Annotated in this window: 13 protein-coding genes; 2 read left to right on the top strand and 11 right to left on the bottom strand. The window is 69.5% G+C overall.

Features of this window, described 5'->3' with window-relative positions; genetic code table 11:
* Positions 1-33: 33 nt before the first annotated feature.
* The 5 genes from amcA to ABZ260_RS15195 form a co-directional block, all read right to left on the bottom strand.
* Positions 34-219: a multiple cyclophane-containing RiPP AmcA gene (gene amcA / locus ABZ260_RS15215; protein ID WP_355617109.1), complete on the bottom strand. Its 186-nt coding sequence runs from the start codon at positions 217-219 to the stop codon at positions 34-36.
* Complete coding sequence (gene amcB / locus ABZ260_RS15210) at positions 216-1,301, bottom strand: cyclophane-forming radical SAM peptide maturase AmcB (RefSeq protein WP_355617107.1); 1,086 nt, start codon at positions 1,299-1,301, stop codon at positions 216-218. The genes amcA and amcB overlap by 4 nt, the downstream gene beginning before the upstream one ends.
* A 193-nt stretch (positions 1,302-1,494) precedes the next feature.
* Positions 1,495-1,824 (bottom strand): hypothetical protein, encoded by a 330-nt coding sequence (locus ABZ260_RS15205; RefSeq protein WP_355617105.1) that lies wholly within the window; start codon positions 1,822-1,824, stop codon positions 1,495-1,497.
* Positions 1,821-2,279 (bottom strand): hypothetical protein, encoded by a 459-nt coding sequence (locus tag ABZ260_RS15200; protein WP_355617103.1) that lies wholly within the window; start codon positions 2,277-2,279, stop codon positions 1,821-1,823. The genes ABZ260_RS15205 and ABZ260_RS15200 overlap by 4 nt, the downstream gene beginning before the upstream one ends.
* Entirely contained in the window at positions 2,276-2,650 is a 375-nt protein-coding gene (locus ABZ260_RS15195) for a hypothetical protein (RefSeq protein WP_355617101.1), read from the bottom strand. The genes ABZ260_RS15200 and ABZ260_RS15195 overlap by 4 nt, the downstream gene beginning before the upstream one ends.
* Before the next feature lie 183 nt (positions 2,651-2,833).
* Between ABZ260_RS15195 and ABZ260_RS15190 the strand changes: the two genes are divergently transcribed.
* Positions 2,834-4,045, top strand: coding sequence for a hypothetical protein (locus ABZ260_RS15190; protein WP_355617099.1), 1,212 nt, complete (start codon positions 2,834-2,836; stop codon positions 4,043-4,045).
* 21 nt (positions 4,046-4,066) lie between these two features.
* A complete protein-coding gene (locus tag ABZ260_RS15185) occupies positions 4,067-4,375 on the top strand; it encodes a 4a-hydroxytetrahydrobiopterin dehydratase (RefSeq protein WP_355617097.1) in 309 nt (102 codons plus the stop codon).
* Between the two features lie 263 nt (positions 4,376-4,638).
* Here ABZ260_RS15185 and ABZ260_RS15180 read toward each other — a convergent pair whose 3' ends face one another.
* The 6 genes from ABZ260_RS15180 to ABZ260_RS15155 form a co-directional block, all read right to left on the bottom strand.
* The gene (locus ABZ260_RS15180; protein WP_355617095.1) at positions 4,639-5,946 is read right to left on the bottom strand and encodes a pectate lyase; all 1,308 of its coding nucleotides are present in this window, start codon (positions 5,944-5,946) and stop codon (positions 4,639-4,641) included.
* Between the two features lie 122 nt (positions 5,947-6,068).
* Positions 6,069-7,385, bottom strand: a complete 1,317-nt coding sequence (locus ABZ260_RS15175; protein ID WP_355617093.1) for a sugar ABC transporter substrate-binding protein — start codon at positions 7,383-7,385, stop codon at positions 6,069-6,071.
* Positions 7,386-7,513: 128 nt separating this feature from the next.
* Positions 7,514-9,487 (bottom strand): DUF6807 family protein, encoded by a 1,974-nt coding sequence (locus ABZ260_RS15170; protein ID WP_355617091.1) that lies wholly within the window; start codon positions 9,485-9,487, stop codon positions 7,514-7,516.
* A 4-nt stretch (positions 9,488-9,491) separates the two neighbouring features.
* Positions 9,492-10,556, bottom strand: coding sequence for a mandelate racemase/muconate lactonizing enzyme family protein (locus ABZ260_RS15165; RefSeq protein WP_355617089.1), 1,065 nt, complete (start codon positions 10,554-10,556; stop codon positions 9,492-9,494).
* A 7-nt stretch (positions 10,557-10,563) separates the two neighbouring features.
* Entirely contained in the window at positions 10,564-11,436 is an 873-nt protein-coding gene (locus tag ABZ260_RS15160) for a 5-dehydro-4-deoxyglucarate dehydratase (RefSeq protein ID WP_355617087.1), read from the bottom strand.
* Complete coding sequence (locus ABZ260_RS15155; RefSeq protein WP_355617085.1) at positions 11,436-12,320, bottom strand: NAD(P)-dependent oxidoreductase; 885 nt, start codon at positions 12,318-12,320, stop codon at positions 11,436-11,438. The genes ABZ260_RS15160 and ABZ260_RS15155 overlap by 1 nt, the downstream gene beginning before the upstream one ends.
* Between the last annotated feature and the right edge of the window lie 44 nt (positions 12,321-12,364).

The following is a 12,364-nucleotide window of genomic DNA, read 5'->3' as shown; positions in this document are numbered from 1 at the left end:
GCGCGGTGATCCCGCGCCCACGACGGTCGTCTGCTACTTCTTCTTGCTCCAGTTGTCCCAGCTCGGCTTGTTGTCGAAGCCCCCCTTGTTGTTGTCCCAGCTCGGCTTGTTGTCGAACTTGGCGGCTTGAATCGGATCGGGGTTCTCGAAAGTGCTGGCGCCGATCAGGTCGTCGACCACCTTCGCATCCGTGGTGGCCAGGTACTCCAGCATGGTCATGCCGCGATCTCCTTCTTAGTTGAGGTGTACAGAGCGGTGATGAGGGCTTGACGGGTGAGTCGGCAGTAGTCGGTCTCCGTGGTCGCGAAGCTGCCGTTCTCGAAGTAGCGGTTGCACGCCTGGGCGCCCCGACAGAAGTCCCAGAATTCGCATTCGGCTTCGCAGCGTCGCAGACCGGCCATGAACTCGCGGACGTAGCGCAGCTGGTGCGCATGGGCCAGCATGCTGGCGATGCTCTGAGAACAGACGTTCCCGGCAAGGAAGTTGCCGTAGGCGTCGTCGCTGATGCCGGCCAGTTCGGGCGACATCAGCACCACATCTCCATCCGCCGACACTGTCGGAATCGGATCGAGGCCGTATCTGCACCACTCGTCGCGCTGCCCGCTGCGGGCGAGGTGCAGATAGTCGGCGAGCCGTTCGAGCTCCCGCAACGCGGGCCCTCCGTCATGGGCCCTGCGCCAGTCCAGGACCCCCTGCCAGAACCGCTCAGCCTGGTTCTGGGTGATCCCGCACCGCCGATCGTTGACGCCCTCCATCTCCTCCACGTTCAGGCCGATGGTGTGCGGCCCCAGGTCCGTGAGGAAGTCCAGGAGGGATTCGGGCTGCTCAATGCCCTCGGTCCCCACGACGGCAATCAAGCTGAAGCGGATGCCATGGTCACGCAGCCGGCCGATGCCGCGCACGATCCGATCGAATGCAGGCTGGCCACGCAGATCCACCCGGCGGGCGTTCAGAGCCGCCGGGCCGTCGATGCTGACGCCGACGCGAAACTGGTAACGGGCGAGCAGGTCGCACCACTCGTCGTCGATGAGGGTGGCGTTGGTCTGCACGCTGTGCTGGATCCGGCCCGCCTGACGCAGCTCCTCGAACGGCGCGAGCAGCTCCTCGAACTTGCGTCGGCCCAGGGTGAGGGGCTCCCCGCCGTGCCACACGATGTCCAACTGGCCGCTGGAACCGGGCAGATCCGCAGCCGAGTCGGCAACGGCCTGGGCGACCTCGGGGGACATCTCATTGCTGAGGCGCCGGAACGGCAGATAGCAGTACACGCAGTCGAGATTGCATAGCGTGGTCGGCTGGAGCACCAGTGTCCCCGGCTGGCCGAACCACCGATCGAACCCCAGTTGTCCTTCCATCTCGTGGCGTTCCTTTCATAGAAGGGGGAAGGGACCGTGCGATCCGCCTGGCCCCGCAGGCGGCCCCTGGTGGTGCACCACCGCCTGCGGGGAGTTGGGCGCGGCGGCGCGAGAGGGAGATGCTCCCGTGCCGCTGCGCGGTTCAGGGCGGGGTCACCGGTTCGGTGTAGTGCTTGCCGAGTCGTCCGGCGATGCGGCGCGCGACCTGCGGCACGTCATCTGCCGGCGCCTGGTCGGCGGGCTCTTCGAGGAAGCAGGCGCCCCAGCAGAAGACCGTGCCCGCCTGGTCGGCCCACACGGTCAGCTTCGCGCTGATCACCAGGCGGGGTCGGCCCTGGTCGTAGGAGATCGTCGGGTAGATCCGGTGGGCGTGGAGCTCGGTACGCAGGTGCTTGAGGGCGGCGATGGCGCCGGGGTGCCATCTGGTCGCGTCCAGCCGGTCGCCTGCCGGGGTGCCGTGGGACGGGATCAAGGCCGCCTCCTTTCCGGGGAGCGTGGTCTCGGGGCTTGTCGGGGGCGGCCTGGTGGCAGACCGTGGGGGCGGGGAACGAGCCCCGAGACCACGGGAAGTGGCGGGTCCGGACGGCGGGCCGCACTGGGGGTGGGCGGCGTGGCGCCGTGCGATGAGGTCCGCCACAGGTCGACTTCGGTCTGTTGCATGAGGTCCCACAGCTCGCCGGCGCTTTTCGCGCAGACGATGTAGGCGAGCAGCCCGCGGCGGAGGGACACGATGGCGTTGCCGGAGGTGAGCTCGTGCACGTCGGCCACGATGTTGTGGACGTCTGCCAGGACGGCGGCCAGGTCCTCGGCACGGTGCACAGCGGCCGACTGCTCGGTGGTGGCCGGCGGCGCGGCGGCGATCGCCTGGGAGACGGGACTGCTGCCGCGCCTGTTTGTGGGGGCGTCGCTGCCCGGGGTCGTGTTCATGCCGCGACCTCCTGTCGGTGCGGCTCGTACCGTCGAGGCGGGAAGGAGTCCGGGGCGCGGCCCCGGCTGTGGGCGGGGGCCGTCGTCGGCCGGGAGCCCCGGGCGGGGTGCGTCGGAGTGGGGGCGATGGGCGGGTGGACCTTCAGCGGGCGCGCCGGGGCCGGGAGCGGGCGGCACAGGCCGAGGCGCCGCCGGGTGGCCATGCGGGCGCATACCTGCTGGGGGGTGGGCTGCTCCCAGTGATGGTCGCGGCGGTGCGGCAGAGTGGATGCGTCATGGGCGTAAGGGGCATGTCCGCACCAGCGGCAGCCCAGTGGCAGCGGCGGGGCATCTGCTTTCCAGCGGATGCGAATGGCTCTAATCTTGCTCACGGGTCAGGACTCGCTTCCTGATCAAGGGCCCGTCCGGACGTCGCAAGCGCCGGGCGGGTCCGCCTTATTTGAGGGTCACACTTGTTAGTGAAGTCGTGCGCATTCCGTCGCGGGAGGCGGAGAATGGCGGAGAATAGCCCGGAGATTTGAAGTCTCCGGGTACTCCGGTCAGGTGGTGCAGCGATGACCCAGCAACAGCGCCCAGCATGGGCCGTACAGCTACAGACTCAGCGGGAAGCTCAACACTGGAACAAGTGCGAAATGGCACGCCAGCTCATCCGCGCTGCTGGCTATGGCCATGGATCTGTCGACTCGCTGGCTCGGCAGATTCGCGACTGGGAGAAAGGGAAGCATTTTCCCCGTGACTGGACCGTCGCCTACGCCACAGCCTTCGGTATTCCCGAAGGGGAACTTTTCGGCACGGGGGAACCGAAGCGGCGTGACATATTGGAGATTAGTCTCAGCGCGATCGATCCCACCCCTTATCCACCTCATCAGGGTCCTGTAGCTCCGGAGCTCGTCATGTACTTCCTCGAACAGCTTCCCGGCCATTACAAGGCCGACATGTGGCTCGGCCCTCGCCATCTCATCCCGACCGTCACGACTCAAGCGCAGCTCATCAAGGAACTCACCCATGCTGCCGATGCGCCGGTACGTCGCGGCTTGCTGGGCGCTGGTGTCGCATATGCGGCACTGCTCGGCTGGCTGCACCAAGATGCCGGCGATATCAATCGGTCGGAGCTCTGGCGGAGCATCGCCTTGGACATGGCCCACCGCTCTCAGGACCCTCAGCTCATCAGCTACGCCCTCACCAACAAAGCGATGCTCGCGGTCGATGTGGGCGACGGCCGCACCGTTGTCGACTACGCCGAAGCCGCCTTGATCGATGAGAGCAAGTTGTGTCCGAAGGTGCGGATACTTGCTTTGGTTCACCAAGCGCATGGCCAGTCGATGCTGCCGGCCAAGGACAAGGAACTGGTCGACCGGCTGCTGGATCGAGCGGCCGAGCTCGTGGATCAGGTCGACGACGAACATCCCTGGGGCAACGCCTGCCGTCGTACCCGCGGATACATCGAGGTTCAGCGGGCGACCGCCTATCTCCGGCTGGGCGTTTACCGGGAGGCGGTCGCACTCTGGGATGAGGTACTCGGTGACGCCCTGGACACGGCGCGGCGTGACAACGGGGTGTTCTGGGCGCGTCAGGCAAGCGCTCTGGCCGCAGTTCCTGAACCGGAACGGGTTGTCCAGATCGCGTCAGCCACCGCGGCGATTGTCGAGGGCACGGGATCGGCTCGACTGCGTCAGGAGCTGAGGGAAATCCCTCGCCGCGCGACTGCTTGGGCAAGCACCTCGTCTGGCAGAGAACTGAATGAGATCATTTCTCAGTTCAACTGACTGCATGACGCGGAGATACCGATGACCCCTCAGCCGTTGTCCGAAGAGCAGATCGTCGCCCATCTGGCCGAGCTGCCAGGGTGGGAGCGTGAGGGGCAGGTCATAGCCCGGACGTTCAAGCATGCCTATCACGAGTGCGTACATCTGGCCATGTACGTCGCGGCCAAGGCTCGCGAAGTTGGCCACCACCCTGATGTTCACATCACCTGGCAGCGGATCCGATTCGTGATCACTACTCACGACGCCGGAAACCGCCTCACAGCCAAGGACTTCGAACTCGCCCGCCACATTGACGTGATCGCCGCCGGCCACGGCGCCGAAACGGTCTGAACTCACGATCGGAGCGAGGGCCTCGCATCCCCATAGGCCGCCTCGAAGCGATCTCGCTGTGTCACGGAGTCTCCCAGTCGAAAGGTGCCGGACACCTTGGTATGTGTCCGGCACCTTTCGATATGTTGCGGGGCGGCTGTGACCGGCTCGTAGCTCGCCGGCCCGTTCGGTCCGGTGGGCGGCTTCTGAGGGGGCCACCTCACCGGTCCACCGCGCTCAGGTTTTCGACCGCGCGTTCGCGATCTCCGCTCAGGTACGGAGCCCTAGCCGATCTTGCCCGAGCCCGCGTGCCGGGAGACGGACCTGTGCACCGCCGGGGCCGGTTCGATCGCGGTGTGCAGGGTGGGGGTCCAGCCCGCGTCCGTGCCGAAGTCGGGGTCGTGGGCGGCGTTGTAGGCGGCGACGAGGTCGAGGGGGGTGACGGGCCCGCCGACGCGGAGCACGTTCCCCCTGGCGGTGAGGGAGGTGCCGCCCCAGTTGTAGAGGAGGTTCGCCGGAGCCACGGCCCGGCTCAGCCGGAAGAAGTTGTTCTCGGCGAAGATCTGCGACTGCACGCCCACGCCGAGGGCGTACACGAAGGTCGAGGCGTCCGGGATCTCGTAGTAGTTGTTGTACACGTGCACCTGGCCGAAGCGCACGCGGGGCAGCCGCTGGAGAGTGTTGTCGAAGTGGTTGTGGTGGACGGTGACCTTCAGCTTGCCCGCGTCGGTCGCCGGGTTGTTGGTCGAGCCGATCAGCATCGTCTTGTCATGGTCGGCGAACCGGTTCCAGGAGGCCGTCACGTAGTTGGAGCCGTTGGTGATGTCGAGCTGCCCGTCGTGAACCTGGTAGGGCCTGCCGAAGTACAGCGGCTGGCTCGAGTCCGGGTTGTCGCCGTCGGTGAAGGTGTTGTGGTCCACCCACACGTGCGTCGAGCCGGTCACCGAGATGTTGTCGTAGAGGGAGTTCCAGTTGCCCTCGTCGCCGTCGGTCGGGTCCCACTGCGGGAAGCAGTCGGCGGTGTCCTCGAAGTCGATGTTGCGGACGATGACGTTGTCCGCCTTGTCGATGTGCAGGTTGACGCCCCGGATGCGCGCGTCCTTGCCGAGGCCGACGATCGTGGTGTTCGAACCGACCTTGAGCTTGATGTCGGCGGTCTGCCTGGCGGCCGAGGCGGCCCGCGCGTCCTCCAGCGGGCCCGAGGGCTCGGTGTCCCTGCCCCACACCGCGGGGTCGTACGCGGCGAGGTAGGCCTCCAGCGTGTAGCCGCCGGTCGCGTAGTCCGCGCAGGTCCTGTCGGTGTCGATGGTGCCCTTCACGTAAATGATCTTCGGAGAGGGTGCGGCGAGCGCGGCGGCCAGCTGGGCCCGGGTGGACACGGTGTGCGTGTTCGACGCCGGCGCGGCGGCGCCGCCGGTGGTTCCGGTGCCCTCGGCGGCCCAGCCGTCGTTCGCGGTCAGGGTCTGGCGGCCCAGGTCCGCCTTCCGTCCGGCGGGCGAGGCGGTGGGGGTCTCCGAGACGGCGGCGGATGCGGCCGGGGCGGTGAGAACCGCCAGGGAGAGCAGGGCGGTGAGCGCGACGGCTCGTTTCATGGTGATTCCTCCACAGGTCAGGTGGGAGGGGAGGCTCCGTGAGAACCCCGAGAGCCTTCCGGAATGGCGAAGGCGGGCGCGCCCAGGTCAGGGATGGGAGCGCCCGCCCCCGGTGGTCAGGCTCAGCCGCCGTTACGCTGCTTGTACGACGCCTGGGCCTCCGTCAGCTTGGCCGCGAACGCGTCCAGGAAGTCCTTGGGGGACAGGGCACCCTGCAGGACCTTCTGGAACTCCGGCTCCATGTCGGTCTTGGTGATCGCGTTGAACTCCGGCAGGTGGTAGGGCATCTGCACGATCTTCGTCGCCGGGTCGTTGAGCACCTTGACCGCCGCGGCGATGTGCTGCAGCCCCGCGATCCACGGCTCGTCGTTGACGTCGGTGTTGGCCGGGAGCACGCCGGTCTGCTCCGACCAGTAGCTGTTCATCTCCTTGGCGGCGGCGAACTCCGCGAACTTGTACGCGGCGTCCTTCTTATCGCCGGAGGCGAACACGCCGATGCCCGAGACCGGGTTGGACAGGATCGCCTGGACGCCGCTGTCGGACTTGGGCACGGGCATGGCCGCCACGTTGCCCGCGCCGATCGTCTTGACGTGGTCCTGGTACGACCCCAGGTTGTGCTGCATGATCGCGATGTTGCCGCCGTCGAACTGGGCGACCATCTTCGTGTAGTCGTTGCTGATGTCGGCCTCGGGCGTGACCTTCTTGTACAGCCCGGCCAGCTTCGTGAGAGCCGCCACGTTTCTCGGGTCGTTGACCGTGGACCTTCCCGAGGCGTCGAAGATCTCGGTGATGCCGGACTGGCCGTACACCACCTCCAGCATCTGCGCGATCGAGCCCGCCCCGCCGCGGATGGTGAAGCCGTAGCGGTTCCTGGCGGTGTCGGTCAGCTTTGTGGTGGCGGTGAAGAAGTCGTTCCAGGTCGTGGGCGTCTTGAGGCCGGCCTCCTTGAACCAGTCGGTCCTGTACCAGAAAACACCCATATTTGTGGACATCGGAACCAGGTAGGTCTTGCCGTCGGGCACGGTGCCCTTGACCGTGCTCACGACCTGCTCGTTCAGCTTGCCGTTCAGTGCGCCACCGGAGATCCGGGCGTCCACCGGCTCCAGCGCCTTCTGCGCCACCAGGCTCGACAGCATCGCGGTGGAGACACCGCCCACGTCGGGCAGGCCGCCTCCGGCGATCGCGGTGTCATACTTCTGCTGCGCCTGGGCGATCGGGATGCCGACGTACTTCACCTCGATGGACGGGTTCGCCTTCTGGAACTCGGCGATGATGTGCTGCCACACCGGGGTACGCGCCGGGCCGCCGTTGTCGTCCCAGAAGGTGATCGTGGTCTTCCCGCCGGAGGACTCCGGCTCCTCCGCGCCGCACGCGGCAAGCCCGGTGCCGAGCGTCAAGGCCGTGGCCAGGATCGCCAGGCGCTTTGAGCGTGAAGTCATTGCTCTTCCACCTCTCTGTGTCGTGTCCCCCGACATTGCTTGACGGTATGGGTGCCGAACTCCGCCCGAGGCACTCTGCTGTCCCGGGTCGGTTGCATCGCGTGAGATGTCGCCTCGCCCCTGGCCCGTCACCAGGCAACCTCCGCGGCGAGCGCCGCCGCGTCGCCGGGGCCCAGCCGCCCGTCCGCGACGACGGTGACGATCCTTCGCCGCAGGATGCCCTCGATGAGCAGCGGCGTGTCCCAGGCGAGGGCGGGCCCGGCGCCCGGATACTCCACGACCCGGACGAACCAGGGATCGTCCCGCTGGACGAAGACCAGGGTCCAGTCCGCCGAGGCCATGGCCAGCCACGGGGCCGTCGACCCGTGCACCGCGTCCTCGCCCTCGGCGTCCGCCGTGAAGACCTGGCGGCCGGCGGCCGTCCCCGGCGCCCGCCAGAAGAAACCGCCGTACCCGGCTCCCGCGCGGCCCTTGGTGGCCGAACTCCTGACGGGCAGCGGCTCGCCGGTGAGGTTCGTCAGCGCGAACGACATGTCGAGCGCCCAGCAACCGCCCAGCTCCACCACCCGCACGCTCCGCGCCTCGCGGGCCGTCTCGACGCCGCCAGGCCCCTCCCAGGCCAGCGACTCCCCGAACCCGGAGGAGTCGCGCCAGGAGAATCCGAGATGCCGCTGCGTGCCGTGGTCGCCGAGCCAGGTGGGACCGGCGTCGCGGACGTAGGTGCGCCCGCCCCAGAAGTTGCCCCCGCCCAGGTCGGAGATCGCGATGCTCACTCCCAGATGGTGCACGTGGTCTTCTGGCGCGACCTCGGTCACGGTCGTACCGCCGAGGGTGCGCACCGGGTGCAGGTACGGCCGGGGCGACGACGTCGGCGGCAGCTCCGGCGCCACGACGTACTCGGCGACCTGTCGCCCGTGCGCCACGAGCACCGGCCGCAAGGCGTCGCCCCGGAGCGGTCGCCGCGCCCCGTCGCCCAGGCCGGGAACCGTCCGTCCCGCGGTGACTCCCCCCGTACGGCGGAGGCGCCCGCTCCAGGGCACCCGCAGTTCCGAGTAGAGCGCCAGCCGCTCCGCGCTCGACGCCGTCACCTCGGCGATCCTGGGCAGCACCCGGCGCTCCGCACCGACCTCCTGGTACACGTCCGGTATGGCGGTGGGCTCGGGCGCCAGCCGGACCGCCTCCAGGACGCGCATGAAACCCCGGGTCCGCTCCAGCGGTACGAGCAGCTCCGCGCCGTCGCGGATGTGCGCGACGAGGTTCTCCAGCAGATCGGTCCTCGGGTGTACGGCCGAGGTCCCGTCGAACTCGACCCGGTCCTCGGTGTAGGTCAGCCTGATCCGTCCCTCCTCGCCGTGCACGATCAGGTACGGCTCGTGCCGCCGATCCGCGCAGAGCGAGACCGCGACGGTCACCACGGTCCCGTCGTCCATCCGCATCCGCACGGATGAGGTGTCGTCCGCCTCGATCGCGTTGGCCCGGTAGAGCTCGACCTCGACCTGTCCCACCTCCGCCCCGGAGATGGCCAGCGCGGTCGCGGTCGCGTGCGCGAGCGGGTTGGTGAGGGCGCCGTCCACCACGGGCACGCCGCCGACCTCGCGCCTGCCGGCCCACGGCACCCGGCTGTAGTAGGTGTAGGGGCGCTCCCACGCGCCCGCGGCACCGATCCCGGTGACCCGGCCGATCGCTCCCTCGGCGACCATCCGCCGGATCGCGGGGATCGCCTCCGAGCCCAGGCTCTGGAACCCCACCTGGCAGGCGAGCCCGGTCTCGGCGACCACCGCGGCGATCCGCTCGTAGTCGGCGTAGGTCGCGGCGGGTGGCTTCTCCAGCAGCACGTGCGAGCCGGCGCGCAGTGCCCGCTCCGCCAGCTCCGCGTGGGTGTGGATGGGCGTGCACAGGATCGTCACCTCGGCGGAGGTGCGTCCGATCAGCCCGGCCAGGTCGCCGGAGAACTCCACCCCGGCGGGCAGCTCGTCGGCCGGCCGCACGTCGCACACCCCGACCAGCTCGACCAGCCCGGCCTCGGTCAGCCGCCGCACGTTCGACAGGTGCCACCAGCCGTGCCCGTGCGCCCCGGCCAGCACCACGCGAACCGGTTCCATCAGGTCACCTCCATCGCAGTCCAAGGCCCCGGTGGTCTCCGGCGCGCAACTCGCCCTTCTCCACCGAGACCGGGTAGGGCTCTTCGATCAGGCCGAGCGCCGCGAAGGAGGCGTCCTCGACCTCCTCGGTCATGCACGGCAGCGGCAGGGACAGGGCGAGCTGCCCGGAGATCTCCGGCAGCAGGTGCGGGTAGACGGGCACCCCGAACGTCCTGGCCAGCTCGGCGATCCTGAGCAGCGGGGTGATCCCGCCGACCCGCACCACGTTCGGCTGCAGGATGTCGCAGGCCCCGGCGAGGAGCAGGTCCCGGAAGTCGTAGACGGAGTAGGCGCTCTCTCCCACGGCGATCGGGACCTCGACGCAGGAGCGGAGCCGGGCCTGCCCGGCCACGTCGTCGGCGGGCAGCGGCTCCTCCACCCAGTGCAGTCCGTACTCCGCCAGGGCGGCGATCGCCCGCCGGGCCCGAGGCAGGTCCCAGCGCTGGTTGGCGTCCACCATGAGCAGCGTGTCCGGCCCGATCACCTCGCGGACCGCGGCGACCCGCGCCTCGTCCTCGGCCAGCGAGTCGCGGCCCACCTTGACCTTGACCGCCGGGTGGCCCGCGGCCCGCCACCGCCCGGCCTGCGCGACGAGTTCCTCCATCGAGTAGTGCAGGTTCACACCGCTGCCGTACACCGGCACGCTGTCACGGCGCCGCCCGAGCGTGTCGACCAGTCCCGCCTCGCCGCAGCGCAGATCCCACAGCGCCAGGTCGACCCCGGCCATCGCGATCGTGGTGAGCCCGCCGCCGCCCGCCTCGCGCAGGTGCCGCCAGAGCCGGTCCCAGACGACCTCCGGGTGCGGCTCCAGGCCGATGACGGCCTCGCCGATCTCGCCGTCCAGCAGGGCCCGTACCGCCCGGGCCCCGATCTGCGGGGTCCAGGAGAACCCGGTCCCGCTCCGTCCGTCGGCCAGCGTCAGCCGTACGACGACCACGTGGTTGGCGGGCACGTCGGCACCCCACGGCCGCGGCAGCGCCACGGTCCGCAGCGTCGTCTCCAGGGAGGTGACCACTGGCCGCGCGGTCATCGGCCGCTCACCGCCCGATCAGGGCCAGGCCGGACTTGATCAGCCCGGCGAGCTCCGCCACGTGCTCGGCGGAGGGGTCGACCAGCGGCGGTCGTACCCCGCCGACATCCAGGCCGCGGTGCCGTACCCCGGCCTTGACCAGCGCGACCGGGTAACCGGGAACCTGGTCGCGGAGCCGGACCAAAGGGGCGTAGAACTCCCTGATCAGCCGCTCGTCGCCGCCCAGATAGGCGGTGGCGATCTCGGGGGCGAAGCAGAAGACCGCGCTGGAGTACAGCTCCACCCCGATGCCGCGGTAGGCCGGCATGGTCAGCTCGGCCGTCGGCAGGCCGTTGAAGAACAGGAAGCCGGGCCGTTCCTCCCGCACCGCCAGCACCGTCCGCTGCATGCGGTCGATGTCGCCGACGCCGTCCTTGATCCCGATCACACCGGGGATCCGGGACAGCTCGACCGCCTGCTCGGGGGCCAGTACCACCGAGCCGCGCTGGTAGATGATCGTGGGCAGCACCCCGGCGACCGCCGAGACGTACGCCGAGTAGCCCTCGCGCGTACCGTTCACCAGGTAGGGCGGCATGAGCAGCAGCCCGTCGGCGCCCGCGTCCCTGGCCGCCCTGGCCTGGGCGAGCGCGGTGCCGATCGGCCCTCCCGCTCCCGCCAGCACCGGCACCCGGCCGTTCACGGTCTCGGCCGCGACCCGCACCGCCTCGGCGTGCTCCGCCTCCGAGAGCGCGGAGAACTCGCCGGTTCCGCAGGCCACGAAGACCCCGCCGGGACCGTGCTCCAGCCCGCGCCCCACATGCTCGGCCAGTACGTCACCGGCCACCGAGCCGTCGGCGCGGAACGGGGTGACGGGAAAGAACAGCACTCCGCTGAGGTTCATCACAGGGCTCCAATCTCGGTGCGCCAGCTCCGCTTCGCCTGCCAGCCGAGCAGTCGTCCGGCCTTGGCCGAGGAGAAGGCAGGCGTCGAGCCGGTCAGTTTCTCCGCGAGTCCCGCGGTCGCGGGGTTGACGCGGGGGAGGAGTTCGGCCAGCGGCTCGCGGGCCAGCGCGTCGGCCGCGCCCGCGAAGAACACCTCGCCGCTCGGCAGTTCGGGCAGCTTGTCCAGCAGGGTCAGCACCATGTCGGAGGCGTCCCGGGCGTCGATGTAGTTGAACAGCGACGTCCCCGCGATCTCCGGCCGGTCCAGCCGTTCGGCGATCGTGTGCCCCGACTGGGTGGGCGCGCCCGCCCACTCCTCCGGGGCGACGACGAAGCAGGGCCGCACGGCCGCGAACCTCGCCTTCGAACTGCGCGCGAACGTGGCCATCACCTGCTCGGCGACCAGCTTGGACAGGCTGTAGGCGTTCCACGGCGCGACCGGATGGTCCTCGTCGAGCGGCAGGTAGGAGGGGACCCAGCGGTCCGTGCCGTACCCGATGACCGTGGGGCTGCTGGCGACCACGATCCGCTCGGCCCCGACCCCGGTGGCCGCCTCGCAGACGTTGAACGCCAGCTGGGTGTTGACCCGGTAGGTGAAGGCGTCGGTCCTGCTGAACGGGGTGGCGATCGCGGCCAGGTGCACTACGGCGTCCGGCCGGAACCTGGCCATCACCTCGAAGGACTCACCCAGGTCCGTCAGGTCGGCGGGGAGCACCGTGGCGGCCGCCGAGGGGGTGCCCGGCGCGGTGTCCACGCCGATCACCTCGTGTCCGGCGTCGGCCAGCGCGGTGACCACGCTCCGGCCCAGCCGCCCGGCGCTCCCGGTGACGAGAGTTCGTGTCATTGGTCGCTCACCGTTTCCTTAGTCGACAGAGGATTCGCCGCCAG

This window comes from Streptosporangium sp. NPDC006013, from assembly GCF_040614275.1.
Classification (GTDB): domain Bacteria; phylum Actinomycetota; class Actinomycetes; order Streptosporangiales; family Streptosporangiaceae; genus Streptosporangium.
The sequence above is the reverse complement of the archived record's forward strand: the minus strand, read 5'-3'. Positions and strand labels throughout refer to the sequence as shown.

What these genes read in the sequence shown, in the direction of transcription:
- amcA (WP_355617109.1), bottom strand. Translation starts at nt 219, where the DNA reads ATGACCATGCTGGAGTACCTGGCCACCACGGATGCGAAGGTGGTCGAC.
- ABZ260_RS15200 (WP_355617103.1), bottom strand. Translation starts at nt 2,279, where the DNA reads ATGAACACGACCCCGGGCAGCGACGCCCCCACAAACAGGCGCGGCAGC.
- ABZ260_RS15190 (WP_355617099.1), top strand. Translation starts at nt 2,834, where the DNA reads ATGACCCAGCAACAGCGCCCAGCATGGGCCGTACAGCTACAGACTCAG.
- ABZ260_RS15185 (WP_355617097.1), top strand. Translation starts at nt 4,067, where the DNA reads ATGACCCCTCAGCCGTTGTCCGAAGAGCAGATCGTCGCCCATCTGGCC.
- ABZ260_RS15180 (WP_355617095.1), bottom strand. Translation starts at nt 5,946, where the DNA reads ATGAAACGAGCCGTCGCGCTCACCGCCCTGCTCTCCCTGGCGGTTCTC.
- ABZ260_RS15175 (WP_355617093.1), bottom strand. Translation starts at nt 7,385, where the DNA reads ATGACTTCACGCTCAAAGCGCCTGGCGATCCTGGCCACGGCCTTGACG.
- ABZ260_RS15170 (WP_355617091.1), bottom strand. Translation starts at nt 9,487, where the DNA reads ATGGAACCGGTTCGCGTGGTGCTGGCCGGGGCGCACGGGCACGGCTGG.
- ABZ260_RS15165 (WP_355617089.1), bottom strand. Translation starts at nt 10,556, where the DNA reads ATGACCGCGCGGCCAGTGGTCACCTCCCTGGAGACGACGCTGCGGACC.
- ABZ260_RS15160 (WP_355617087.1), bottom strand. Translation starts at nt 11,436, where the DNA reads ATGAACCTCAGCGGAGTGCTGTTCTTTCCCGTCACCCCGTTCCGCGCC.
- ABZ260_RS15155 (WP_355617085.1), bottom strand. Translation starts at nt 12,320, where the DNA reads ATGACACGAACTCTCGTCACCGGGAGCGCCGGGCGGCTGGGCCGGAGC.